Origin of the sequence: Collinsella tanakaei (genome assembly GCF_016900375.1) — a bacterium.
Lineage (GTDB): Bacteria > Actinomycetota > Coriobacteriia > Coriobacteriales > Coriobacteriaceae > Collinsella.
The window spans coordinates 57,982-83,284 of the sequence record NZ_JACJKB010000010.1 but is presented as its reverse complement, the minus strand read 5'-3'; the positions used below and the strand labels follow the sequence as shown (position 1 = coordinate 83,284).

Annotated in this window: 20 protein-coding genes; 18 read left to right on the top strand and 2 right to left on the bottom strand. The window is 65.5% G+C overall.

The annotated features are described in order from the left end of the window. The first annotated feature begins 96 nt into the window (after positions 1 to 96). From H6A16_RS07290 to H6A16_RS07250, 9 genes are all read left to right on the top strand, one after another. The gene (locus H6A16_RS07290; RefSeq protein ID WP_204617653.1) at positions 97 to 576 is read left to right on the top strand and encodes a hypothetical protein; all 480 of its coding nucleotides are present in this window, start codon (positions 97 to 99) and stop codon (positions 574 to 576) included. A gap of 291 nt (positions 577 to 867) precedes the next feature. Next, positions 868 to 3,642: a DNA polymerase I gene (polA, locus tag H6A16_RS07285; RefSeq protein WP_204617652.1), complete on the top strand. Its 2,775-nt coding sequence runs from the start codon at positions 868 to 870 to the stop codon at positions 3,640 to 3,642. A 179-nt stretch (positions 3,643 to 3,821) separates the two neighbouring features. Continuing rightward, positions 3,822 to 4,670 (top strand): Cof-type HAD-IIB family hydrolase, encoded by an 849-nt coding sequence (locus H6A16_RS07280; protein WP_239458268.1) that lies wholly within the window; start codon positions 3,822 to 3,824, stop codon positions 4,668 to 4,670. 45 nt (positions 4,671 to 4,715) lie between these two features. Continuing rightward, a complete protein-coding gene (locus H6A16_RS07275) occupies positions 4,716 to 5,993 on the top strand; it encodes an MFS transporter (protein ID WP_204617651.1) in 1,278 nt (425 codons plus the stop codon). Continuing rightward, positions 5,983 to 6,465 carry a gamma-glutamylcyclotransferase family protein gene (locus tag H6A16_RS07270; RefSeq protein WP_204617650.1) on the top strand — a complete coding sequence of 161 codons (483 nt, stop codon included), beginning with the start codon at positions 5,983 to 5,985 and terminating at the stop codon, positions 6,463 to 6,465. Before H6A16_RS07275 ends, H6A16_RS07270 begins: the two co-directional genes overlap by 11 nt. Before the next feature lie 1,099 nt (positions 6,466 to 7,564). Further along, positions 7,565 to 8,797, top strand: coding sequence for an argininosuccinate synthase (locus H6A16_RS07265; protein WP_204617649.1), 1,233 nt, complete (start codon positions 7,565 to 7,567; stop codon positions 8,795 to 8,797). Positions 8,798 to 8,924: 127 nt separating this feature from the next. Then, positions 8,925 to 9,152, top strand: coding sequence for a hypothetical protein (locus H6A16_RS07260; RefSeq protein ID WP_204617647.1), 228 nt, complete (start codon positions 8,925 to 8,927; stop codon positions 9,150 to 9,152). Continuing rightward, a complete protein-coding gene (gene argH / locus H6A16_RS07255) occupies positions 9,153 to 10,592 on the top strand; it encodes an argininosuccinate lyase (protein WP_204617645.1) in 1,440 nt (479 codons plus the stop codon). Between the two features lie 259 nt (positions 10,593 to 10,851). Beyond that, positions 10,852 to 12,168, top strand: coding sequence for a serine dehydratase subunit alpha family protein (locus tag H6A16_RS07250; protein ID WP_204617643.1), 1,317 nt, complete (start codon positions 10,852 to 10,854; stop codon positions 12,166 to 12,168). A gap of 437 nt (positions 12,169 to 12,605) precedes the next feature. On the opposite strand, the gene H6A16_RS07245 is transcribed toward H6A16_RS07250, so the two are convergent. After that, positions 12,606 to 13,358 (bottom strand): HAD family hydrolase, encoded by a 753-nt coding sequence (locus tag H6A16_RS07245; protein ID WP_204617641.1) that lies wholly within the window; start codon positions 13,356 to 13,358, stop codon positions 12,606 to 12,608. A 435-nt stretch (positions 13,359 to 13,793) separates the two neighbouring features. On the opposite strand from H6A16_RS07245, the gene rpsA reads away from it, so the two are divergent. The 8 genes from rpsA to pstB all read left to right on the top strand — a co-directional run bounded on the left by rpsA (position 13,794) and on the right by pstB (position 21,924). Beyond that, positions 13,794 to 14,957, top strand: a complete 1,164-nt coding sequence (gene rpsA, locus H6A16_RS07240) for a 30S ribosomal protein S1 (RefSeq protein WP_204617639.1) — start codon at positions 13,794 to 13,796, stop codon at positions 14,955 to 14,957. A gap of 150 nt (positions 14,958 to 15,107) precedes the next feature. After that, entirely contained in the window at positions 15,108 to 15,431 is a 324-nt protein-coding gene (locus H6A16_RS07235) for a DMT family transporter (RefSeq protein ID WP_204617637.1), read from the top strand. 45 nt (positions 15,432 to 15,476) lie between these two features. Continuing rightward, positions 15,477 to 16,160, top strand: a complete 684-nt coding sequence (locus H6A16_RS07230) for an HAD hydrolase-like protein (protein WP_239458267.1) — start codon at positions 15,477 to 15,479, stop codon at positions 16,158 to 16,160. Positions 16,161 to 16,303: 143 nt separating this feature from the next. Beyond that, positions 16,304 to 17,716: a Sapep family Mn(2+)-dependent dipeptidase gene (locus tag H6A16_RS07225; protein ID WP_204617634.1), complete on the top strand. Its 1,413-nt coding sequence runs from the start codon at positions 16,304 to 16,306 to the stop codon at positions 17,714 to 17,716. A 551-nt stretch (positions 17,717 to 18,267) separates the two neighbouring features. Further along, positions 18,268 to 19,206, top strand: a complete 939-nt coding sequence (locus tag H6A16_RS07220; RefSeq protein WP_204617631.1) for a phosphate ABC transporter substrate-binding protein — start codon at positions 18,268 to 18,270, stop codon at positions 19,204 to 19,206. Between the two features lie 54 nt (positions 19,207 to 19,260). Then, a complete protein-coding gene (gene pstC, locus H6A16_RS07215; RefSeq protein WP_204617628.1) occupies positions 19,261 to 20,172 on the top strand; it encodes a phosphate ABC transporter permease subunit PstC in 912 nt (303 codons plus the stop codon). Then, positions 20,165 to 21,091, top strand: coding sequence for a phosphate ABC transporter permease PstA (gene pstA, locus H6A16_RS07210; protein ID WP_342589733.1), 927 nt, complete (start codon positions 20,165 to 20,167; stop codon positions 21,089 to 21,091). The genes pstC and pstA overlap by 8 nt, the downstream gene beginning before the upstream one ends. Further along, positions 21,088 to 21,924 (top strand): phosphate ABC transporter ATP-binding protein PstB, encoded by an 837-nt coding sequence (gene pstB, locus H6A16_RS07205; protein ID WP_204617626.1) that lies wholly within the window; start codon positions 21,088 to 21,090, stop codon positions 21,922 to 21,924. Before pstA ends, pstB begins: the two co-directional genes overlap by 4 nt. Before the next feature lie 252 nt (positions 21,925 to 22,176). On the opposite strand, the gene H6A16_RS07200 is transcribed toward pstB, so the two are convergent. After that, positions 22,177 to 23,811: an amidohydrolase gene (locus H6A16_RS07200; RefSeq protein ID WP_204617624.1), complete on the bottom strand. Its 1,635-nt coding sequence runs from the start codon at positions 23,809 to 23,811 to the stop codon at positions 22,177 to 22,179. Between the two features lie 232 nt (positions 23,812 to 24,043). Between H6A16_RS07200 and H6A16_RS07195 the strand changes: the two genes are divergently transcribed. Beyond that, positions 24,044 to 25,291, top strand: coding sequence for a M20 metallopeptidase family protein (locus H6A16_RS07195; protein WP_204617622.1), 1,248 nt, complete (start codon positions 24,044 to 24,046; stop codon positions 25,289 to 25,291). The last annotated feature ends 12 nt before the right edge of the window (positions 25,292 to 25,303 follow it).

The following is a 25,303-nucleotide window of genomic DNA, read 5'->3' as shown; positions in this document are numbered from 1 at the left end:
GCTTGTTGTCGAGTTGCGGCCCTCGCTGAAAACCTTGCAAATTTCGCATGCTACGATGGCTTCACCATCAGAATCGGCCGAGTAGGGCGTGGCACCATGCAGGCATCTCACGCGGGACTGATCCGAGGACTCAGCATCACGACCGTCGTTATTTCGCTGCTTTGCATTCTGCTTCTGGGGGCTCTGCTCGCCTTCATCGGACTCGCCGGTGCCATGATGGACAACCCCGATGCGCGCAGCCAGCTGACGTACGAGCTGGTGCTCAATCCCGACGAGATTCAGACACTCGAGAGCTTGGGCATTCCCGCGGACGACCCGGCCATCTTGGCGGAATGGATAATCCAGACGTTGGGCGTTGTCGCGGACGTGTTGATGGTCGCCCACATCGTCGCGCTCGTCGCGGGCGTCATGGCCATGCGCAACAGCGCCGACGTCGCGAAGCTCGGCTCGGTGTTCGGTTGGGGTATCGCTGGTGCCGTGGCGTCGCTGATCGGTAGCAACTACGTGATCATGGTGCTGCTGATCATCGTCGCGGTGTTCGCCTACATGGATTGCAAGGCTGCACCCCAGGCGTAAGCGGCCATATCGGGCACGTTCGTTGCCCCGCGCCATAAGTACCGCCGCAACACAGAGGCGGCCCATCTGCCACAACGGCGGATGGGCCGCCTTGCTGTATTACGAGCCGTGCACTCGGTGCAGGCGCTCGCATTCGCCAAAGCGGCACGCCACCAAACGGGTCGCCGCTGCAGCCCTCCGCGAAATGCTACGCGTATCCTCCCCATCCATCTCGCCTCCACCACTCCGATGGCGCGCGTCCGCGCGGGCGGGTAGACTGTAGGGCAGCAGACACAAGAGAGGATCCTACCTATGCCCGATACCCCCGCCGCCAACCGCCGCGTCTTTGCCGTCATCGACGGCAACTCGCTCATGCACCGTGCGTTCCACGCCGTGCCGCCCACCATGAACGCGCCGGACGGCCGTCCCACGAACGCCATCTTCGGCTTCCTCAACATGTTCCTTAAGATGATCGACGCCTTCCATCCCGACGGCGTGGCCGTGGCCTTCGACAAGGGCAAGCCGCGCGTGCGCATGGAGATGCTGCCGCAGTACAAGGCGCAGCGCCCGCCGATGGACCCCGACCTGCGCCAGCAGTTCCCCATGATCAAGGAGCTGCTCGCCAAGCTGTCGGTGCCCATCCTCGAAGCCGAGGGCTGGGAGGGCGACGACATCCTGGGCACGCTCGCCCGCACGGGCGAGGCCGCGGGCTGCGACATGTACCTCATCACCGGCGATCGCGACATGTACCAGCTCTCCACCGACCACGTGCGCATCGTGGGCACTAAGAAGGGCCTGTCCGACGTGCAGATCATGACGCCCGAGTCGGTCGAGGACCTCTACCACGGGATCACGCCCGAGCTCGTGCCCGATTTCTACGGCCTGAAGGGCGATTCGTCGGACAACATCCCCGGCGTGCCGGGCATCGGCCCCAAGAAGGCGAGCGCGCTGATCGCGCAGTACGGCTCGCTCGACGAGGTCATCGCGCATGCCGACGAGGTCAAGGGCAAGATGGGCGAGAACCTGCGTGCCCACATCGACGACGCACTGCTCTCGCGCAAGGTCGCGACCATCCAGACGAACGCCCCGGTCGAGCTCGACTTCGAGCACACGGCCTTCCCGGCCTACGATGCCGCCGCGGTGTCGGACGCCCTGGGCGAGCTCGGCATCAACGCCATGCAGAACCGTTTCCTGTCGCTGCTCGATGCGGACGCTGCCGCCGTTCAGCCTCAGGCCTGCCTGGAGCTGCCCGAGGTGAAGCGCGCCCATGCCGATACCGGCGAGGGCGTGGCCGAGGCGGCAGCGATGCTCGCCCAGGCGCTTGCCGACGGGGAGTGGATCGCCGCCGTGCTCGACGACGACCGCGAGGCCGGCGCGCTGTTCGGCCTCACGCATACGCTCTGGGTCGCCGTGCCCGACGTGCTGCTTGCCTTCGAGGAGCCCGATGGCAGCACCTGCAGCGTGGCGTCCGAGGCGGGCTTCGATTTTTCGGGCGGCCTCATCGCCGGCGTGCTCGTGCGGCTGTTCGCCGAGGGCAAGGTCGTCTCGCCCGACGTGAAGGGCCTGATCCATGAGCTCGCTCCCGCCGACTCTTCGAAGCCCGCGGCGATGGATCCTCTTGATGTCGACCCGACGCGCATCTTCGACGCGGTCGTCGCGGCCTACCTGCTCGATTCGGCGCGCTCGTCGTTTGACGACGCGTACCTGGCCGATGCCTACCTGGGTACCCCGCTGCCGCCCGCGGCGGGGGAGGAGGGCGCTACCGACGACGCCGCGCCCGCTGCCGCCCGCTCGGCCGCGCTCGCGCTCGCGGTGCTCACGCCGCTCGCCGCGGCGCTCGACCGCGACGGCGCGGTGGCCGTGTTCACCGAGATCGAGATGCCGCTCGTGCCGGTGCTCGCTGCCATGGAGCGCACGGGCATGCTCGTGGACCCGGTGCGCCTGCACGCCATGAGCGACAAGCTGTCCGGCCAGATCGACGAGCTCGCCGGCCGCATCCGTGCGCTTGCGGGCGACGATTCCTTCAACATCGGCAGTCCCATGCAGCTCTCGCATATCCTGTTCGACGTCATGGGCCTGCCCACGAAGGGCCTGAAGAAGACCCAGCGCGGCTACTACTCCACGAACGCCAAGGTGCTCGAGGACCTCGCACGCGACCACGAGATCGTGCGGCTCATCCTCGAGTGGCGCGAGAAGACGAAGATCAAGTCGACCTACCTGGACACGCTGGGGCCGCTGGCCGAGCAGAACGGCGACCACCGCGTGCACACCACGTACAACCAGACGATCACCGCCACGGGTCGTCTGTCGTCGTCCAACCCCAACCTGCAGAACATCCCGACACGCTCCGAGCTGGGCCATACGGTCAAGACGGCGTTCTCGGCCGGCGAGGGCCGCGTGTTCCTGGCGGTTGACTACAGCCAGATCGAGCTGCGCCTGCTTGCGCACCTGTCGGCCGACGAGCATCTGGTTCGCGCCTTCAACGAGGGCGAGGATTTCCATGCCGAGACCGCGGCGCGCGTGTTTGGCGTGCCGGTGTCCGAGGTCACGCGCGAGCTGCGCAGCCGCGCCAAGGCGGTGAACTTCGGCATCGTGTACGGTCAGCAGGCCTACGGCCTGTCACAGTCGCTCGACATCCCCATGGCCGAGGCGCGCGAGATGATCGAGGCGTACTTCCGCGCCTATCCGGGCGTGCGCACCTATCTGGACCGCACGGTCGAGGAGGCCAAGCGGAAGGGCTATGCCGAGACCATGTTCGGACGCCGCCGTCCCATTCCCGAGCTCAAGATGCGCAACCCCTCCATGCGTGCGTTCGGCGAGCGCACGGCCATGAACCATCCCATGCAGGGCAGCGCGGCCGACATCATCAAGATCGCGATGTCCCGCGTGGCGCGCCGCCTGCGCGACGAGGGCTTTGCCGCTCGCATGATCCTGCAGGTGCACGACGAACTCGATTTCGAGTGCCCGGTCGACGAGGTCGAGCGCCTGACCGACCTGGTGCGCCGCGAGATGGAGGGCGTCGTCGAGCTGCGCGTGCCGCTGATCGCCGAGGCATCCACCGGCATCACCTGGGCCGACGCCAAGTAGTCTGCAGCGGCCTCCCTGGCCTCTCTGGGGACGTAGCCAACAGGCGCCACCCGCGGGTGGCGCCTGTTGGCTACGTCCCCAGAGAGGCCAGGGAGGCAGGCGGGGAGGACAGGGGGTGGCGGCTGCCATATAATCGATGCTGTTGACTGAAAAAGCTGTCGATGGAAAGGTGCCGGCGTATGCCCCTGAACGATATGCCCACGATGTTCGATGACGTGGACCTTGCCCACGTAAAGCTCGTGGCGAGCGATATGGACCTCACGCTCCTTGCGGACGACGGGTCCATGCCGCCGAACATGGCGGAGCGCATCGAGGCCCTCGATGCCGCGGGCATCACGTTCTGCGCCGCCAGTGGACGTCCGCTCTACACGCTGCGCGACATGTTCGGCGATTACGTGGACAAGATGGCCCTGCTCTCGGACAACGGCGCCGCGATCTGGTGCCGGGGCGAGCTCGTGTTCAAGGACCTCATCGACGTCCCCACCTACCATGAGCTCATCGACTTCACGCTGGCAGACGGGCGCGGCTGCCCGGTCGTCTGCGGTATCGAGGCCGGCTACCTGCGCAGCTGCGACCGCGTCTACGACAGCTTCTTCCGCCGCTTCTTCACGCAGATCGTCTACGTGGACTCCCTCGACGACCTCGATGTGGACGTCAACAAGTACACGGTGTACTTCCCCGACCACACGGCCGAGGACGTCTATGCCGAGACCTACGCCGACGCCTGGGGCGGCCGCTTCTCGGTCACGAACGCCGGCCGCGAGTGGATCGACATGATGAACAAGCATGTCGACAAGGGCACGGGCATCACGCGCCTGTGCGAGCACCTCGGCATCGCGACCGCCGACGCGCTTGCGCTGGGCGATACCTACAACGACATCCAGATGCTCGAGACGGTGGGCCACAGCTACGTGGTCGCCAACGCCGAGGACCACATGCGCTCCCACGCGCGCTTCGTGGCGCCCTCCAACAACGAGCGCGGCGCGGCGCAGGTCATCGATCGGCTTCTGGAGCTCATCCGGGCCTAACGCCTTGCGCGAGGCATAACCGTCTGCGTTGGAGGGGGGGGCGCAATGGGGCTGTCTGGTATCCGAGACCTCCCGCGCGGAACCGTTTCGCTGGCTTCCGTGCGGTTTCTCCATTACCTGGGCGTCCAGGCATCGTATTTCATCGGCATCATCGGCGTGCTGACCTACGAGCTGCGCGCGACCACGGTCGCCACCGCCCTTGCGGTCGGCATCTTCAACCTGTTCATCATCATGGGCAACGCGGTTGGCGGAACCCTGCTCGACCGTCGCGGCCCGGCTGTGCATACCGCAATCGCCCTGGGCGCCACCGCGGCATCGTGTGTGGCCTATCAGCTCGTGGGTGCCACGGTGCCCACGGTGCTGGGCATGAGCGCGGGCTTCGGTTTTGCCACGGGCCTCGGCTTCACCTTCCTGTCGAGCTACCCTGCCTACCTGACGAGCAACACCGACGAGCTCAAGCGCGTGAACGCCCTGCTCTCCGTGGTGTCCAACGTCGCCGTGGTGGCGGGGCCCGCGATCGGCGGCGTCATCGCCGCGGTGCTTCCCGCCCAGCGTGTCTTCGTGTTCTCGGGCGTGCTCGCCGTGCTCGCGGTGCTGCCCACAGTGTTCCTACTGCGACGCGTCGGCGTCGAGCCGGCAGTACAGCGCCATGGCGCTCGGGTGCCTGCCGAGGGCACGCAGGGGGAGGACGACGGATCCGGCACCTTTGCCGATTCCGTGCGCACGGTGTTCTCCGTTCCCTCGCTCGCGCTGCTGTTCTTGGTCGGCGTGCTGGCCTACGCGGGCTACGGCGCCTTCGACCCGATCGAGTCGTTGTATTACCGCGACGTGCTGCATGTCGACATCTCGTGGATGGGCTGGCTGTCGAGCGCCGCGGGCGTGGGCTCCGTCGTGGGTGCGGTGCTCGCCATGCGCGTGCCGCGCCGCTGGGTGAACGTCCGCACGCTCATGCTGCTCATCGCCGGGCAGGGTGCTGCCTGCATGCTGTACGTGGGCACGTCGTTTGTGGTCTGCGCCATCGCCGGCCAGATGCTGCTCGGCGCGGCCTTCGGAATGGTGACGCCGCTGCAGAACACCCTCGTGCAGATCCACGCGCCGCTGACGCTGCTGGGCCGCGTGAACTCCGTCATGAACGCCGGTTTCAACGGCGCAGGCGTGGTGCCGCTGTTCGCCGCTCCGGTGCTCGCGGAGATGTTCGGCGTGCAGGGCGTGCTCGTGGGCGCGAGCTTCGTCGTGCTCATGGTGCCGGTGCTCTGTCTGGTGCTCATGCGCGAGCGCATCGGCAAGATCGTGGCGGGGGAGCGGGTGCACGATGCCGCGTAGCGCGTGCTTTGCCGGCTCCTCCTGTGCCGCGAGGCTGTATCTAGCTTACGGCAGCAACCTCAACATGGCTCAGATGCGCGAGCGCTGTCCGAATGCCGTGGCGGTGGGAACGGCGCGCCTCGACGGCTATCGGCTGCTGTGCCGTACCGGGGATTCCGGCACCTACCTTACCGTCGAGCCCGCGCCGGGTTCGTCGGTGCCGCTCGGCGTCTGGCGGGTGCGCGCTGCCGACGAGGCGGCGCTCGATGCGTACGAGGGGTATCCGCGGCTCTACCGTCGAGAGCATCTTGTTGTTCCGGTCCGGCGTTTCGGTGAGTCCACGGAGCGTATGGAGGAGGGGCTCATCTACCGCATGTACGAGAGCTTTCCTGTTGGCGTGCCCGATCCCGCTTACGTGGAGGATTGCCTTTCCGGCTATCGTGACTTCGGGTTCGATCCCGACCCGCCGCTTCGCGCCTGCGCGGGGGAGTAGCTGCTGCGCTTTCGGTCCCTACGGTTCGCTGTGGAGAGAGGCTGAGGCAGCGTGCCGGCATCTTTTGAATGCGACTATCGCGGTGACGGGTCGCCGTCCTCGAGCTTCTGGCTTTTCGATCCGATGCACCCAGTGTTCTCGGTGCACTTCCGACCAGTTTTGATTTTCCCGGTGCACTCTGGGTACATGAATCGACTCTGTTTATGTACCTGGGGTGCACCGACAAATCTCAAACCGGTCGGAAGTGCACCGGCAATGTAAGAAAGTGATCGAAAGTGCACCGGCAAAACGGACAAGTGGCCATAAGTGCACCGACAATCTCGACAATTGGCGGCAGGTGCACTGACACATCGGACGGATGGCCAAAAGTGCGCTCGCAAGCTGGACGGGTGCCAGCACGTGCAGGCATCCGGACAAGCGTCTGCAGCGAGCCAGCCGCAGGCGCACGTGAGCCGAAAAAAGATCGCAATCCGACGCGCCTTCCGTATGGGAAGCGCCTTCATCGTGCATAAAGTTTCAGCTCTGTTTCGGGTGGCCGAGGTGTGTCCGTCCTGTCCACATTTCAAAAATCTGCAGGTCAACAGCCGATTCAATCCACGTTATCCAAAAAGTTCGCAGCAATTTGAGAATGACGGTTCCTCGAGCGCGCACTTTAGCGTATAGTAGCGTCCAACGTGAAGCGGACACGATTCCAACCGTTTGGCGAAAGTTCGCCACCGCTCACGGATGTGTAAGCACGTACTGGTAGGACAGGAGCAGACCGGTGAACAAGGTTCTGGCTACATACGAGGGCATGGCCGCAAGTGCCATCATGCCCAGCCAGAATGCCGCCACGGCTGCCATCCGACGCCAGCGTGCGATTTCCCGACGACGATAACCGGTCGTCTCCATTCGCATGAGGGCACGGACCCTCGTGCAAGGGTTCGTCGATAGGTGCGTCGGGTTTCCTCCTCTTGCTTCATATGAGGTCGCGCAATTGCGTGCATCGCGAGAGGGGATCGTGTATTCAAAACAACCTGATTCAAGCGTATGCGCAGCGCAAGCACTGCCAAGGCGGGCTCATCGGTTCCATCCGCTCATCATTTTGAAAGGAACTCTCATGAGCAAGGAAAAGGTCGTTCTCGCATACTCCGGTGGTCTCGATACCTCTGTCTGCATCAAGTGGCTGCAGGACGAGAAGAACCTCGACGTCATCTGCGTGCTCGGCAACGTGGGCCAGGAGATCCACGGCCTCGAGTACAAGAAGCAGAAGGCGCTCGATCTGGGTGTCATCGATTGCCACGTGCTCGAGCTCAAGGACGAGTACGCCGACGAATACCTGACGAAGGCCATCGCCGCCAACTCCATGTACGAGAACAAGTACCCGCTGCTCTCCGCCCTGTCCCGTCCGCTGCTTGCCTCCAAGCTCGTGGACATCGCCCACCAGTACGACGCCAAGTACGTCGCCCACGGCTGCACCGGCAAGGGTAACGACCAGGTGCGCTTCGAGGCTTCGATTCTGACCCTCGACCCCTCGCTCGAGGTCATCGCCCCGGTGCGCGAGTGGGACCTCAAGTGCCGCCCCGACGAGGTCGCCTACGCCCATGAGCACGGCGTGCCCGTGCCCGAGGGCGCCAATGACAACCCGTACTCCATCGACGACAACCTGTGGGGCCGCGCCATCGAGTGCGGCGTGCTCGAGGATCCCTGGAACGAGCCTCCGCACGACGTCTGGGTCATGACGAAGGACCCCGAGGAGACGCCCGACACCCCGACCTACGTCGACATCGACTTCAAGGGCGGCAAGCCCGTGGCGCTCGACGGCGAGGAGATGCCGCTCGCAGCGCTCGTCGAGAAGCTCAACAAGATCGCCGGCGATAACGGCTACGGCCGCCTGGATCTTATGGAGAACCGCATGGTCGGCCTGAAGTCCCGCGAGTGCTACGAGGTGCCTGCCGCCCTCACCCTCATCAACGCTCACAAGGCGCTTGAGGACCTCACGCTCGAGCGCGACGTGCTGCACCAGAAGCTCTACCTCGAGCAGACCTGGGCCACCTGCGTCTACAACGGCCAGTGGTTCAGCCCGCTCAAGAAGGCCCTCGACGCCTTCATGGCCGAGACCCAGAAGTTCGTGACCGGCACCGTGCGCGTGAAGTTCTTCAAGGGCCACTGCACCGTCATGGGCCGCAAGAGCCCCTGCTCGCTGTACGACTTCGGCCTGGCCACCTACGACCGCGACACCACCTTCGACGAGAAGGCCGCCGAGGGCTTCATCGCCATCGAGACCCTCTCGCTGAAGACCTGGGCCAAGATGCAGGGCCCGACGTCTGCCGCCGCCGCCGAGCTGGCCTAAGCTCGCCTCCTACCATTCGCGGTGTTTCGTGCGCACCGCTGCGCCGCCCTCGGTTGCGACTCGCCGGGGGCGGCGTCCTATCGGGGGCAAGCCCCCCATGTGATTTAGCGATTCGATTGGAGCCACCATGTCCGCTTTCCTTTCCGCCCTCATGCCGGAGCTCGATTACGATGCGATCTACGCTACGCCGTCCACCCTCAAGGAGTGGGTGCAGGGCGGCGGTCCGCACGCCAAGACGGCCGCGTTCGTCAAGGCGGATGCCGCGCCGGTGATGCCCGGAACCGCGCGCGAGCTGCTGCATAACGGCGGCGCGAAGACCAGCTTTGCGCTTCACGCTCTCGAGGGGGTTTGCTAGATGGCGCTCTGGGGAGGTCGCTTCGAGGATTCGGTCTCGGAGCTCACGCAGGAGTTCGGCGCGTCGCTTCCGGTTGACCGCCACCTCTACCGCCAGGACATCGCGGGGTCCAAGGCGCATGCCGCTATGCTCGCCGCGCAGGGCATCATCTCCGATGAGGACGCCCAGGCGATCCGCGCCGGTCTCGATGGTATCGAGGCCGATATCGAGGCGGGTGCCTTCACCTTCGATATCAACGACGAGGACATCCACATGGCCATCGAGGGCGAGCTCACGCGCCGCATCGGCGCCGCGGGCGGCCGCCTGCACACGGGTCGCTCCCGCAACGACCAGGTGGCGACCGACACGCGTCTGGCCGCGAAGGCCCTCGCGCGCGGCCTGATGGAGCAGAACCTCGCGCTGCGCCATGCGCTCGTGGATGCGGCCAAGGCTGCGGGCACGACGATCCTGCCGGGCATGACGCACCTGCAGCATGCCCAGCCCGTGCTGTTCGCGCATCAGCTGCTCGCCTACGCGTGGATGCTCGCGCGCGACTACACCCGCCTGCACGCGGCGTTCGATGCTGCGGATGCATCGCCGCTGGGTGCCGCCGCGCTCGCCGGCACGACGTATCCGCTCGACCGTCAGATGACGGCCTATACGCTCGGCTTCTCGCGCGTGATCGAGAACTCGCTCGACGCCGTGTCCGACCGCGACTTCCTGCTCGACCTCGAGTACGCCTGCTCAGTGATGGCGGTGCATCTTTCGCGCCTTTCGGAGGAGATCGTGCTGTGGAGCAGCCAGGAGTTCGGCTTCATCACGCTTTCCGACGCGTTCTCGACCGGTTCGTCGATCATGCCGCAGAAGAAGAACCCTGACTTTGCCGAACTCATCCGCGGCAAGTGCGGCCGCGTGGTGGGCGACCTCGTGCAGCTGCTCGTGACGGTGAAGGGGTTGCCTTTGGCCTACAACAAGGACCTGCAGGAGGATAAGGAGAGCGCGCTCGATGCGGCGCATACGCTCGAGCAGTGCCTGAGCGTGATGCGCGGCATGGTGAGCACGTGGACCGTGAACGCCGACCGCATGCGCGCCGTCATGCACCGCGGGCATCTTGCCGCCACCGACGTGGCCGACTACCTGGCCAAGCGCGGTATGCCCTTCCGCGAGGCGCACGCCGTCGTGGGCCACTTGGTGCTCGAGGCCGAGAAGACCGGTTGCGACATCTCCGAGCTGCCGCTCGAGACCTTCCACGAGGCGAGCGACCTGTTCGGCGACGACGTCGTGGGTGCCTTCGATCTGGATGCCATCGTGGCCGCGCGTACGACGCAGGGCGGCACCGCGCCGGTTGCCGTGGAGGCGCAGATGGCCAAGGTCGAGGCGGGTATCGCCGCCGACGAGGCCACGCTGGACGCCCTGTCGCCCGTCGTGAAGATGGGCACCGCCACGCGCTCCGTGCTCTAACATGTCCACTTTCAGGACGGAGATGTTTTCGGCCATCCGTGATGGCCTGGCCTCTCTGGGGATGAAATTTAGGGGACAGGTCCCAAACTTTCAGGCGGACGGGGAGCTTGGAAGCTCCCCGTCCGCCTGCAAGTTTGGGACCTGTCCCCTAAATTTCATCCCCAGAGAGGCCAATGTCCGAAAACATCTCCGTCCTGTTTTGGGATATTGCATACAATAGGGGTGAATCTGCATACGCCAGCTACCGAGGGAGACCGCTATGCCCGCACCCCAGGCCCCGTTTTGCACCGACATCCGCGACCGCGCGTTCTGCGAGGTCCTGAACGAGGAGCTGGTCTGTGCGCTCGGCTGCACCGAGCCCATCGCCGTGGCGTACGCGGCGGCCCTCGCGGCGCGCACCCTGGGCAGTGAGCCCGAGAAGCTCGAGGTCGGGTGCTCCGGCAACATCATCAAGAACGTGAAGAGCGTGACGGTTCCCAACTCGGGCGGCATGCAGGGCATCGAGGCCGCAGCGACGCTCGGCGCCGTGGGCGGCAATGCCGACAGTGCGCTCGAGGTGCTCGAGACCGTGACGGAGGCGGATATTTCCCGTACGCGCGAGCTGCTGTCGCAGCGCGGCTACTGCACCGTCGAGCTCGTCGAGGACGTTCCCAACCTCTATATAAAAGTGTGCGCATACGGCGCCGGCCACTTGGCCGAGATCGTGATCGCCGAGCACCACACCAACGTGGTGTACCGCGCGCTCGACGACGAGACGCTCGAGGGCTCCCGCGAGGCCGATCCCGCTCTGATGGAGCATGAGGCCAACCCCGCCTACGACATGCTGAAGATCGACGCCATCATCGACTTCGCCGACGAGGGCGACATCGAGGAGGCGCGCGAGGTGCTGGAGCGCCAGCTCAAGCTCAACGACGCCATCTCGCGCGAGGGCCTCGAGAACGAGTGGGGCGCCGAGGTCGGCCGCACGCTGCTTGCCTCGCGTGAGAACGACGTTGCCTGCCGCGCCCGTGCCCGCGCTGCCGCCGGCTCCGATGCCCGCATGAGCGGCTGCGCCCTGCCCGTGGCCATCGTGTGCGGCTCGGGCAACCAGGGCATCACCGCCTGTATGCCGGTGGTGGAGTATGCCGAGCACCTGGGTGTCGACCACGAAAAGCTGGTGCGCGCCCTCGCCCTGTCCGACCTCGTGGCGGCGCACGTCAAGGGCTATATCGGTGCGCTTTCCGCCTTCTGCGGCGTCGTGTGCGCAGCCTGCGGCGCGGGTGCGGCCATCTGCTGGATGCGCGGCGGCACCCACGAGCAGATCGGCGCCACGATCGTGAACACCCTCGGCAACGTGGGCGGCATCGTGTGCGACGGAGCCAAGCCGAGCTGCGCCGCCAAGATCTCCGCCGCCGTCGATGCGGCGATCCTCGGATGCGACATGGCGATGTCCGGCCTCGGGTTCCGCGCGGGCGAGGGCCTGGTGCAGCGGACGGTCGAGGAGACCATCGAGAGCATGGGGTACGTGGGCCGCGTGGGCATGAAGGAGACCGACGTGGAGATCCTCAACATCATGATCGGCAAAACGCGCGTGTAAACGTGGCGGGTTCCAACCTAACTGCGGAGGGACCGACCCTCGCGCGCGTCCTCGGCGTTGCCTGCGGGATTGCGCGCGAGGGTCGGTCCCTCCGCCGTTAGGTTGGAACCACGACGCTTGCACCCGCGTGGGTTTGCTGGCGGGGTTTTAAATTGGTGCGCCTTCGGCGCGTTTTATAAAGTTGATTCAGATATGCGTCACCTATGGTGGGGGTGGGATTTTGTAGGCAGGGTTATTCTGGCCGATAGTGGGCGTTGGTGGCGTTGAGGGGCGGCGTCTTTGATTGAATGAGAATGCTTTTGACGTAGTTCGGCCAAAATGCTCTTGCGGCTCTGCGTTGGCTCGATTGGAGTTACGCATATCTGAACCGATTTTGGTTTTCGCTGCGATATGGGCGCCTGCGCTCCGGGTTTTTGCCGCGGAGGCAGCTTTCGGGCTTACTTCTGGGAGGTTTGGGCGACCGATTCGGCGTGGAGGTCGATGATGCGGTCGAGGCTTCGGGCGAAATCGGCCATGGGGCCGTGCCAGAGGGAGCGCATGGGAGCTCGGCGGCCGACGAAGGCCGTTTTCAGGCCGATGTCGGGGTCGGGGAAGTCGCGGCGGGGGTCGTTGCCCACCATGAGGACCTCACTCGGCTCGAGGCCGAGGACATCGAGGGCGTCTTGGTAGTACTGGGCGTTCGGCTTGGCGCGGCGGGTGTTCTCGAGCGTGGTCACGAGCTCGAAGGGCATGTCGAGGATGTCCGCCCAGCCCATGCGGCACTCGATGCAGGCGCTGCCGAAGCAGGGGTTCGTGAGCAGGGCGATGCGCAGTCCGCGGTCGAGCACGGCCTCCAGCGCCTCGCGGCCTCCCTCCATGGGGTGCGCGTTGATGATGGCGTCGTTGCGATAGGGGAGCACCTCGCGCTCGAAGAAGGCGATGGCATCGGCAATTACAGGGTCGGAAAGCGCCACGCCGCCACGGCGCTCGATGGCGTCGTCGAACAGCTCGCGGTTCGTGCACTCGTTTTCGCGGTCGGCGCGGTTCACGTCGAGGATCGCCGCGGTGTAGGCGGCAAACATCGAGAGCGGGTTCTTGCGTCCGATGTCGGCGAGCAGGGCCGACTCCTCGCGCGCGAGCACCGCGACGAACGCGCTCAGGTTGATATCGAGCAGCGTGTCGTCCATATCGAATGCGACGGCCTTGAGCATCGGGCACCTCCTCGGGCGAATCGGGTCCGCCACGCCGTCTTCGGACGCGGCTTTGGCGGGTATCGTAGCACGTCGCGCGTACATGGGGCACATCATCGACGCGCGCAAAGGATCGAAGCGCCTTTCGTTGCGTGCCAGTAAAATCGGCCGGCACATACCAGAACTGCCCGACGAGCATGGCACGATATCGGCGAACGGTGATAGAAATCGTGGAATCGCGCGGAATCTTTTCGCGCCGCTTACGTAAAAATCACAGTTCGCGCTTGAAAATCAGAGCGTTTCCACGTAGTCTAGACAAACGTGAGCATACGCTCGCATCAGTATCTGTCGGCTCCCGAGAAGTTCCAAACGGTGCGCATGGCGGGGACGCGTCCCATGTTGTGCAATCTGCAGGTCCTAGCAATCGGGGCCCCGTAGTTCGAAAGGGGTCCACCTTTGAGTGAGATTCAGAACTCGTCCATCTTTTCCCTCGATGATGTGAACGAGGAGGAGATGAACAGCCTCATCGACGGCACCATCACCGATTTCGACGAGGGAGATCTGGTCAACGGCACCGTCGTTAAGATCGAGCGCGATGAGGTGCTCGTGGACATCGGATTCAAGTCCGAGGGCGTCATCCCCGTCCGTGAGCTTTCCATCCGCAAGGATGCCAACCCTGCAGACATCGTCTCGCTGGGCGATCCCATCGAGGCCCTCGTTCTCCAGAAGGAGGACAAGGACGGTCGCCTGGTGCTGTCCAAGAAGCGTGCTGAGTACGAGCGCGCCTGGAACCGCATCGAGGAGAAGTTCAACTCCGGCGAGAACGTCGAGGGCGAGGTCATCGAGGTCGTCAAGGGCGGCCTGATCCTCGACATCGGCCTGCGCGGCTTCCTGCCCGCGTCGCTGGTCGACCTCCGTCGCGTCAAGGACCTCACCTCCTACCTGCACACCTCCATCGAGGCTCGCGTCATCGAGATGGACCGCAACCGCAACAACGTCGTTCTGTCCCGTCGCGTCGTGCTCGAGGAGTCCCGCAAGGCCGAGCGCACTGAGATCCTGTCCAAGCTCAAGGCCGGTATGCGCCTCAAGGGCACCGTTTCTTCCATCGTGGACTTCGGCGCCTTCGTGGATCTGGGCGGTATCGACGGCCTCATCCACATCTCCGAGCTCTCCTGGAACCACGTCAACCACCCCTCCGAGGTCGTCAAGGTCGGCCAGGAGGTCGAGGTCGAGGTTCTGGATGTCGACCTCAACCGCGAGCGCATCTCCCTCGGTCTCAAGCAGACCACCGAGGATCCGTGGCGCGCGCTCGTCAAGAAGTACCCCGTGGGCGCTATCGTCGAGGGCACCGTCACCAAGCTCGTGCCGTTCGGCGCGTTCGTCGACCTCGGTGAGGGCATCGAGGGCCTCGTGCACATCTCCGAGATGGCCAACAAGCACGTCGACCAGCCCAGCCAGGTCACCCATGTGGGCGCCAAGGTCCAGGTCAAGGTCATGGAGATCGACCTCGACCGTCGTCGTATCAGCCTCTCGATGAAGTCCGCCGCCGAGACCCTCGGCGTCGAGATCGAGGTCACCCCGCTGCCGTCCGAGAAGAAGGACGACGAGGACGCTGAGTAGCGAATCATAGCGATGCATCTGCATCATTGCTAGAATGTGAAGCCCCGGCACATCGGTGTCGGGGCTTTTTCGTGCGGAGGGCTTGCCTTCTGCACCAGGGTTCCGCACCAGGGCTGTCGGGCCGATGCGAAGGAGGATGCCGTGCCGCATATGGGATACGTTCTGCTTGCAGGGGCGATCGCCTGCGAGATCGTGGCCACGACGTGCCTCAAGTACTCCGCGGGCTTCACGCAGCTCGGCTGGAGCGTCCTGACCGTGTTGTTCTACATCGCCTGCTACGTGTGCCTGTCGCGCGCCCTGCTGACGGTGGACCTCTCGGTGGCCTATGCCACCTGGTGCGCCGTGGGCATCGTGGTGACGACGATCATCTCGGCGCTGCTGTTCCACGAGCAGCTGAATGCGACGAGCATCGCCGGCATCGCCCTGTGCGTGGTGGGCGTGGTGCTGCTGAACCTGAACCCCACTGCGCATTAGATGCACGCATGCGCCCTGCCCTGGCTTTACGAACGGAGGAGAACCATGGATGACGTCATGATTGACGCGACCGACCTTGCGAGCCGTCCGGTCGTGCTGTTCGACTTCGACGGCACGATCGCCGACACGACGCGCGCCGTCCTGACCACGGCGCATGGTGCGCTGACGCGGTGCGGCTACAGCGACGAGGCGGAAGGGGACCTCAACAGCTTGATCGGCCCTCCGCTCGTGGACGGCTTCATGGCGCTCTGCGGTGTCGACCGCGATGAGGCGATGCGCATCACCGAGGCGTATCGTGAGATCTTCAATGCCGATGTCAAGCCCGGCGACTACCCGCCGCTGCCCGGGGTGCCCGAGCTCCTGCGCGGCCTGATTGCGCGCGGAACGCGCATCGCGGTGGCGACCTCGCGCCTTGAGGAGACGGCCAACCGCATGATCTCTTCGCTCGACCTGCCGCCATTTTCCGCCATCGTGGGCAGGCTCGATCCGGGGCGCGACACCAAGGCCGATTGCATCGCCGAGGCGCTGCGCCAGCTCGATGTCTCGCCCGCCGACGCCGTCATGGTGGGGGACCGCAAGCACGATACGCTCGGCGCGCACGCGTGCGGGGTCGCCTGCATCGGCGTCTACACGGGCACGGCGCGCCCGGGCGAGCACGAGGCCGTGCACGCGGATGTGATCTGCCACGGGATGGCCGAGGTCGCCCGCGTGCTGGGGGTCGCGCTGTAGCCGCTTGCGTACGCGTTTGACCTTGCCAGTCTTGCTGCCGGGATGTGCGCCGAGGCGCACGTGCACGCGACGGCTGGCTACAATGGATAGGCAGTGCGGGACATCTCGCACCATATGCATACGTTCGATAGGAAAGGGGTCGCATGGATACCACGCTCGAGGCGCGCGTTGACGCCTATGTGGATGAGGTCTGGGAGGATGTCGTCTCCGACATCGCCCAGCTGGTGGGCAAGGCTTCGGTTGCCGACGCTGCCGCCGGCACGGAGGGAGCACCGTTCGGTCCCGGCGTGCGCGCTGCGCTGGACTGCGCGCTCGAGATCGCCCAGCGCCTGGGTTACGAGACCTCCGAGGATGCGGGCTACGTGGGCATCGCCGACATCCCGGGCGAAAGCGAGCGCCAGGTGGCGACCATCGCGCACGTGGACGTGGTCCCGGCGGGTCCCGGCTGGAACACCGATCCCTTCACGCTCGAGCGCCGCGAGGGCTGGCTTCTGGGCCGCGGTGTCATCGACGACAAGGGCCCGGCGGTGCTCTCGCTCTACGCCGGCGCTTTCCTGAAGCATGCCGGCATCACGCCGCGCTACACGTTCCGTGCGCTGCTCGGCTGCGACGAGGAGGTGGGCATGACCGATGTCCATCACTATCTGGACGGCCACGACGACCCCGCCTTCCTGTTCACGCCCGATGCGGAGTTCCCGGTCGGCAACGCCGAGAAGGGCTGTTTCGGCGCGACGTTCGTGAGCGCACCCATCGCGGGCGGGCGCATTCTGCAGTGGAGCGGCGCCGAGGCCACGAATGCCATTCCCTCTGAGTCTGTCTGCGAGCTTGCCATCGACGCCTCCGAGCTTCCGGCGTCGGTGCGCCATGCCGACCGTCTGGAGATCACCGCGGTCGAGCCCGGCCGCGCGCGCATCATGGCGCACGGCATCGGCGGCCATGCCTCGCTGCCCGAGGGCACGATCAACGCGATCGGCCTTGTGGTCGATTACCTGCTCGATGCCGACGTGCTGGAAGGGGAGGAGCGCCGCTTCGTCGACCTGCTCGCGGTGATCCTTGCGGATGCATACGGCGAGGCCATGGGTATCGCCACGTCGAACGAGGCCTTCGGCCCCCTGACGGTGAACGGCGGTACGATCGAGGTTGCCGACGGCACGCTGCGCCAGACGATCGACGTGCGCTTCCCGGACAGCACGACCGCTGACGACCTGGCCAGCGCCTGCACGGCGCTTGCCGAGCGTTTCGGCGCGACCTGCGAGCTCGACCGCGCCAAGCCGCCGTTCTCGTGCTCGGCCGATCATCCCGCCGTGCGCGCTCTGCTCGATGTGTACAGCGAGGTCACCGGCCGCGAGGCGAAGCCGTTCTCCATGGGTGGCGGCACGTACGCGCGCAACTTCGCCCGCGCCGTGTCGTTCGGCCCCGAGGACAACGCGCTCGAGCTGCCCGCATGGGGCGGCCAGATGCACGGCCCGAACGAGTGCGCCAACGAGGCGCAGCTCAAGCAGGCGCTGAAGATCTACATCCTGGCGATTCTGCGTCTCATGGAGCTCGACCTGTAGCCCTCGGCGCGCCACATGAGCCCCTCGTACCCCGTCGTTCCTGTGGAGCGGCGGGGTACGTTCATCCAGCGGCGCCGCGGCAACGGGCGTCGCCTCTGCTGGCGGTGCCGAGAATATATATTCTCGGAGGGGTTTTTGCACTATAGGATGCCGCGGAAGACTGTGCGCAGTCGGGCTGGCCTCTCTGGGGACGTAGCCGGAAGGCGCCACCGCGGTGAAATTTAGGGGACAGGCCCCAAACTTGCAGGCGGGCGGGGAGCTTGGAAACTCCCCGCCCGCCTGCAAGTTTGGGGCCTGTCCCCTAAATTTCACCGCGGTGGCGCCTTCCGGCTACGTCCCCAGAGAGGCCAGGGCACAGAAAGCGGACATTGTAAGGCGGCTGTAAGCGTGTCGAAATCTGGCCGTAATGGTTGGTCAGAGCATCGTAATAAGACGGAGGCGAGCGAAATCGCCGTGAGGGTGCGCGATACATTACGTAGCGGCAACACGGGCGGGTATGCATGGCCGCCCGAAACCTATGCGCTATCTCACGCATCCTCGAAAGGAGAACCATGTTCGATCACGCTTGCTCTCGCCGTCAGTTCCTCGGTCTCGCCGGTGGCATCGCCGCCTTCGCGGGCCTCGGTCTTGCCGGTTGCGGTGGCGATACCGCGGCTACCGCTGGCTCCACCGCCGCTGAGGGCTCTTCGCTCACCGGCACCGTTACCTACGATGGCGCCTCTTCCTTCCAGGCCCTCGTCGAGGCTGCCGCCGAGCAGTTCATGAACGAGAACCCGGACGTGTCCATCACCGGTTCCGGTAACGGTTCGGGCACCGGCCTCACCGCTGTGGCCGACGGCACCGTGACCATCGGCAACTCCGACGTCTTCGCCGAGACCAAGCTCGAGGCCGACCAGTGCACCGATCTTGTCGACCACGAGGTCGCCGTCGTCGGCATGGGCCCGGTCGTCTCCATGAACGTGACCGTCGAGGACCTCACCCTCGAGCAGCTCAAGGGCATCTTCTCCGGCGAGATCACCAACTGGTCCGAGGTCGGCGGCGAGGACGCAGCCATCTACGTCATGAACCGCAAGTCCGGCTCCGGCACCCGCGCCACCTTCGAGGCCGCTGTCTTCGGTGCCGGCCAGCCCGAGTCCACCTTCAAGGGCGAGGCTGAGCTCGACAAGTCCGGCGACGTCGTGACCCAGATCGGCTCCACCGACAACGCCATCTCCTACCTCGACTTCTCGCACTTCGACGACACCAAGTTCAAGGCCATCAAGGTCAACGGCGTCGAGCCCATCGACGAGAACGTCTACGACAACTCGTTCCCCATCTGGGCCACCGAGCACATGTACTGCAAGGAGGACGCCGACGAGGCCACCAAGGCCTTCCTGGAGTACATGCTCTCCGATGACGTCCAGGGTTCGCTCGTTGCCGAGCAGGGCTTCATCCCCGTGTCCGAGATGACCGTCGTCAAGGACGCCGAGGGCAACGTCACCCAGAAGTAAATCCGGCTCATTCGGATTTCGCCCTGTACGTCGATAGTTTTCGAAAGGTGCGCTATGGCAAAGCAGATGCCGAAACGCAACCTTGAGAAGGTAGGCTTGAGTGTCACGGGCGCTTGCGTCGCGCTCGTGACACTTGTCGTTGTGGCACTCATCTTCATGGTTGCGCAGCGCGGCCTGTCCACCTTCATCAAGGACGGCGTTAACGTTGCAGAATTCTTCACGGGGACGGAGTGGAACCTCGCCAACGAGAACGAGGCCACGGGCCTTCCCTTCACGGGCGCGCTCCCGCTGATCGTGACCTCGTTTGCCGTGACGGTCATCTCCACGATCATCGCGGTGCCCATCGCGATCGGCGCGGCCATCTTCGTCGTCGAGATCCAGCCCAAGTTCGGCCAGAAGTACTTCCAGCCGCTCATCGAGCTGCTCGTCGGCATCCCCTCGGTCGTCTTCGGCCTCATCGGCTTCCATGTGATCGTGGGTGCGATGCGTGTGATCTTCAACGTCGACCTCGGTCTGGGTATCCTGCCGGGCTCCATCGTGCTGGCGCTCATGATCCTGCCGACCATCACGACGCTCTCCATCGATGCCCTGCGCGCCGTGCCCGACGGCTACCGCAACGGCTCGCTTGCGCTGGGCTACACCCGCTGGCAGACCATCTGGCACGTCGTGCTCAAGAGCGCCACGCCCTCCCTTATGACCGCGGTCATCCTGGGCATGACGCGCGCCTTCGGCGAGACGCTCGCCGTCCGCATGGTCATCGGTGGCGTCGAGGCCATGCCCGAGGGCCTGCTCGATTCCGCATCGACCATCACGACGACGCTCACGACCTCCATGGCCGTCTACGCCACCGGCTCGGTGCAAAACGACGTCCTGTGGTCTCTCGGCCTGCTGCTCATGGGCATGTCGCTCATCTTCATCCTGATTATCCATCTCATCGGCGCGAAGGGGGCGAAGGCTCGTGGCTAGCATCACCGCGCAGGCGCAGGAGGCGCGCATCAAGCGCTCCATGCGCAACGACCGGATCGCGACCGGCATCCTCACCTTCATCGTGGGCCTCGTTATCGTCATCGTCGTCTCGATGGTGCTCTACATCCTGGCCCAGGGTATCGGCCAACTGTTCCAGCCTGGCTTCCTGACCGAGGCCAGCCGCTCGAACGGCACCGAGGGCGGTATCGCCTACCAGCTGTTCGACTCGTTCTACCTGCTGATCTTGACGCTGATCATCTCGCTGCCCATCTCCCTGGGCGGTGCGGTGTTCCTCGTTGAGTACGCGCCCGAGGGCCCGATCACCAAGATCGCCTCGACGGCCATCGAGACGCTCTCGAGCCTGCCCTCCATCGTCGTCGGCATGTTCGGCTTCCTCATGTTCTCGGTGAACTTCGGCTGGGGCTACTCGCTCATCTCCGGCGCCATCGCGCTCACGATGTTCAACATCCCCATCCTGACCCGCGTGATCCAGCAGGCGCTGGAGGACGTGCCTTCCAGCCAGCGCGACGCGTGTCTGGCCATGGGCCTCACGCGCTGGGAGACCACCCTGCACGTGCTGATTCCGGCGGCCATGCCCGCCATCGTGACCGGTGTCGTGCTTTCGGCCGGCCGCGTGTTCGGCGAGGCCGCTGCCCTGCTGTTCACCTCCGGCATGAGCTCGCCGGCGCGCCTGAACTTCTTCTCGCTCAACTTTGCCAGCCCCACCTGCGCGTGGAACATCTTCCGTCCGGGTGAGTCGCTCGCCGTGCACATCTACAAGATCTACGGCGAGGGCAGCCCCGAGGCCCAGCACATCGTCTGGGGTACCGCTGCGCTTCTGATGATCTGCGTCCTGCTGTTCAACGTGCTCTCGCGCATCGCCGGCAAGGCGCTCGCAAGGAGGATGACCGCCGAATGACGAACGAAACCGATCAGTTCCTGCAGAGCGTCGGCTCGAGCGAGAAGGCAAAGCGTGTCTCCGGCGTGGCCATCTCCGACGAGGTCGTTCTCGAGACGCGTGACGTCAACGTGTACTACGGCGACCACCATGCGCTGAACGACACGAGCCTGAAGTTCCACAAGGGCGAGATCACCGCGCTCATCGGTCCGTCCGGCTGCGGCAAGTCGACCTTCCTGCGCAGCCTGAACCTCATGAACCGCGAGATCCGTGGCTGCCGCGTGGAGGGCGAGATCCTCTACCAGGGACGCAACATCAACACCAAGACCGAGAACCTCTACGAGCTTCGCAAGTCCATCGGCATGGTGTTCCAGCAGCCGAATCCCTTCCATAAGTCCATCCGCGAGAACATCACCTTCGCGCCCAAGCGCCACGGCATCAAGGACAAGGACACCCTCGACCAGCTCGTGGAGGAGAGCCTGCGCGGCGCCGCCCTGTGGGACGAGGTGAAGGACAAGCTCAACCAGAGCGCCTTCGCCCTTTCCGGTGGCCAGCAGCAGCGCCTGTGCATCGCCCGCACGCTGGCGATGCACCCGGATGTCATCCTGTTCGACGAGCCCTGCTCGGCGCTCGACCCCATCTCGACGCTTGCCATCGAGGACCTCATGACGAGCATCGTGGCCGACCGCGCCATCGTCATCGTGACGCACAACATGGAGCAGGCGTCGCGCGTGTCCAACCGCACGGCGTTCTTCTACATGGGCGACATGGTGGAGTACGGCGAGACCGAGCAGATCTTCCAGCGTCCGAACGACAAGCGCCTGAACGACTACCTCACCGGCATGTTCTCCTAGCCGGATTCCCACATAGCCCGCTTGGGGATGCAAGGGCCTGCTTGCATCCGCCGGGTGCGGTTCACCATGCAGCGGCGGCGACCCGGGTTACTGGGTCGCCGCTGTATTGCTTTGCGGCGTGTGCTCAGGAACGGTCATCCGGTATCAAAGTTCCAAAACGGGGAGCCAGATAACAAGAGAGGCGGCCATCCGGTACCGGATGGCCGCCTCTGCATGTGCCGCCGCAACGTGGCGGCGGGGCAAGTCGGAGCGCTAGGCCTCGGAGCGGTCGAAGACCTTCTCGCCGCGGATATAGGTTGCCGCAACCTGCACCTGGTCGATCTCGTCGGCGGGCACGGTGAGGATGTCGCGATCGAGCACGGCGAAGCTCGCCTTGTAGCCGGCGCGCAGCATGCCGAGGTCTTTGAAGCCGACCATCTGCGCGGCGGCGCGGGTGTACAGCTCGAGTGCCTCCTCGATGGTCAGTCGCTCGTCGGCCCCGAAGTCGAAGCCGTCGTAGGCGCGGCGCGTCACGGCCGACTTGATGTTGGGGAAGGGGTCGGAGGGCACGGCCCACGACGTCGCGGGCGCATCGGTGGAGATGCACAGGTTGACGCCGGCATCGCGCAGGGTGCGGAAGGGGTAGCAGGTCCGGGTGCGCTCGGGGCCAAGGTTCGTCAGGTAGGTGCCGATCTCGGCGTAGGCGAAGATCGGCTGGGTGACGACGCCGATGCCGCAACGCACGAACTCCTCGATGGCGTGCGCCGACGGCGCGGTCACGTGCTCCACGCGCGCATAGGGGCAGACATCGGTCCAGGGCTTCTGCGCGGCCAGGCGGTCGACGACACGGTCGATGGCACGCGTGCCCATGGCGTGCACGGAGAGCTGGCAGCCGTGGTCGCGGCTGAAGGCGATGGCGCCGTCGAGCTCCTCGTCGGTGCAGGTCGGGAATCCGCACGACGCGGGGTCATCCGGATCGCTGCCCAGATAGGGCACATCGAACCAGGCCGTCTTGCCGGAGACGCTGCCGTCGGAGAGCAGCTTGATGCCGGCGAGGAACACCTGGCGGTCGCGGTCCATGAGGGCGGGGTCGATCGTGTAGGAGGGATCGTCCTTCACGTAATCCCAAAGCATGTAGGAGGCGAGGTCCTGCTTGAAGCCGGCTTCGGCTGCCGCCTCGAGCACGGGCAGGGCGTCCGTGCCGTCGAGCGTGCACAGGTCGGTGGCGGCCACGATGCCCTGCGACGCCATGAGCTCTCCGAGCGCGACGAGGTTGTCGACGTCATCGGCCAGGCTCGCGCGGGGGATATAGGGGTTCACGAGGTCGCGTGCGGTTTCCTTGAGGACGCCGGTGGGCTCGCCGTTCTCGTCGCGCTCGATCTGGCCGCCTTCGGGGTCGGGCGTGTTGCGGTCGATGCCCGCGAGCTTGAGGGCGCGGCTGTTCACGCAGCGGATGTGCCCGCAGGTGCGCAGGATGCACACGGGCGCGTCGGCGCAGCCGCGGTCGAGGTCCCAGCGGGTGGGGGAGCGCTTCTCGGCGAGCAGCGCCTCGTCGTAGCCCCAGCCCTCTATCCACTGGTCGGGGCCCTGCTCGGCGCGGCGCTCGCGCACGGCGTCGACAAGCTCCTCGATGGAGTGGACGGCCGGTGGCAGCGCCGAGATCTTCTTGCTGAAGCCGGCGAGCATCAGCGCGTGCATATGGGCGTCGATGAATCCGGGGATCACGCGCGCGCCGGCGAGGTCGACGGCCGTGCAGGCATCGCCCGCGTAGGGCTCGGGCAGGTCCTCGGCCCGGCCGATCCAGGCGATCTTCTCGCCCTCGACCACCATGGTGTCGGCGGTCGGGTTGGCGGGGTCCTCGGTCAGGATGGCCGCGTGCTCAAAGCGGGTCGGTTGCTGTTCGCTCATGGGTACCTCCCTGTATGTGGCTGCTTGGCATAAGCATAGTGCTTATCGAGGCCGCAGGGGAGCGTTCGCCGTTCGCGTAGCATTATTGGCCGCACGGCGGAAACTCGTAACGAGGATTTCTCCTAATTGCATAAAAGAGGTCTGAATACCCGCAAAGTGGTATTATGGCCTTCATTAAGATGCCACTATAGCATTGTTGTTGCATATGGTCGGATAGGGAGGTAACCTGCGCATGACGAACTGCGATCCGACTGCCCTGCGCTCGAAGCTTGTCGAGGAGGCGCGGGCGCTTCAGGATGAGATCGTTGCGGACCGCCGCGCCCTGCATCAGATTCCCGAGGTCGGCATGAGCCTGCCCGAGACCGCGGCATACGTCTCCGCGCGCCTCGACGAGCTCGAGATCCCCTGGCGCGCCTGCGGCATGGTCACGCCCGAGCTCACCGCGCGCTACGAGCAGCTGGGCTTTCCGGGCATCACCGCATCGACCGGCATCGTCGCCACGATCGGCTCCGGCGGCCCCTGCATCCTGCTGCGCGCCGACATGGACGCGCTTCCCATCGTGGAGGAGAACGACCTGCCGTTCCGCTCGACGCGCGACTGCAGCCATATGTGCGGCCACGATGCGCACGCCGCCATGTTGCTTGCTGCCGCCCGCGTGCTCAAGGCGCACGAGGCGGAACTGCCGGGCACCGTCAAGCTCATGTTCCAGCCCGGTGAGGAGCTGGGCTACGGCTCCAAGACCATGATCGACGACGGCGCGCTTGCCGACCCGACGGCAGACGTCGCCTTCGCCCTGCACGTGATCGCCAACGCGCCTGCGGGCCGCGTGCTGTACACGCCCGGCGTCACCAGCGCCTCGCTCGATACGCTCGTCGTGCACATCCAGGGTCATGGCGGGCACACCTCGGCGCCCCAGGAGTGCATCGACCCGCTGATGGTCGCCAACCAGATCTACCAGGCCATGAACCTGTTCATGACGCGCGAGATCGACCCGTCCGCGTCCATCACGCTGTCGGTCGGTGCGATGAACGGCGGCAACGTTCCCAACGCGCTGCCCGATACGGCCGAGCTCAAGATCGGCATGCGCAGCTTCGATGTGGCCGCCCGCGCGCATGCGCTCGAGCGCCTGCCCGAGATCATCGAGGCCTACGGCCGCGCCTGGCGCGCCGACTGCCGCATTGCCACGTTCAGCTGCCCGTGCACCTTCACGAGCCCCGAGCTCGCGGCGGAGCTTCTGCCGGCGCTCGAGGCGGTTGCGGGGCACGGCCATGTGAGCCGCGACGACCCCATGCCCGTGACGGAGGACTTCGCCTACGTGTCCGAGGCGGTGCCCAGCGTGTTCGCGCAGCTGGGGGCGGGCAAGGTCGGCGCCGCGCCGCACCACAACCCACGCATGGTCATAGACGAGAGCGTGCTGTGGATGGGCGCCGCCATGCATGCGGCGGCCGCCATCACGTGGCTTGCGCGCCACGCGCGTTAGAACGTTTGCAAG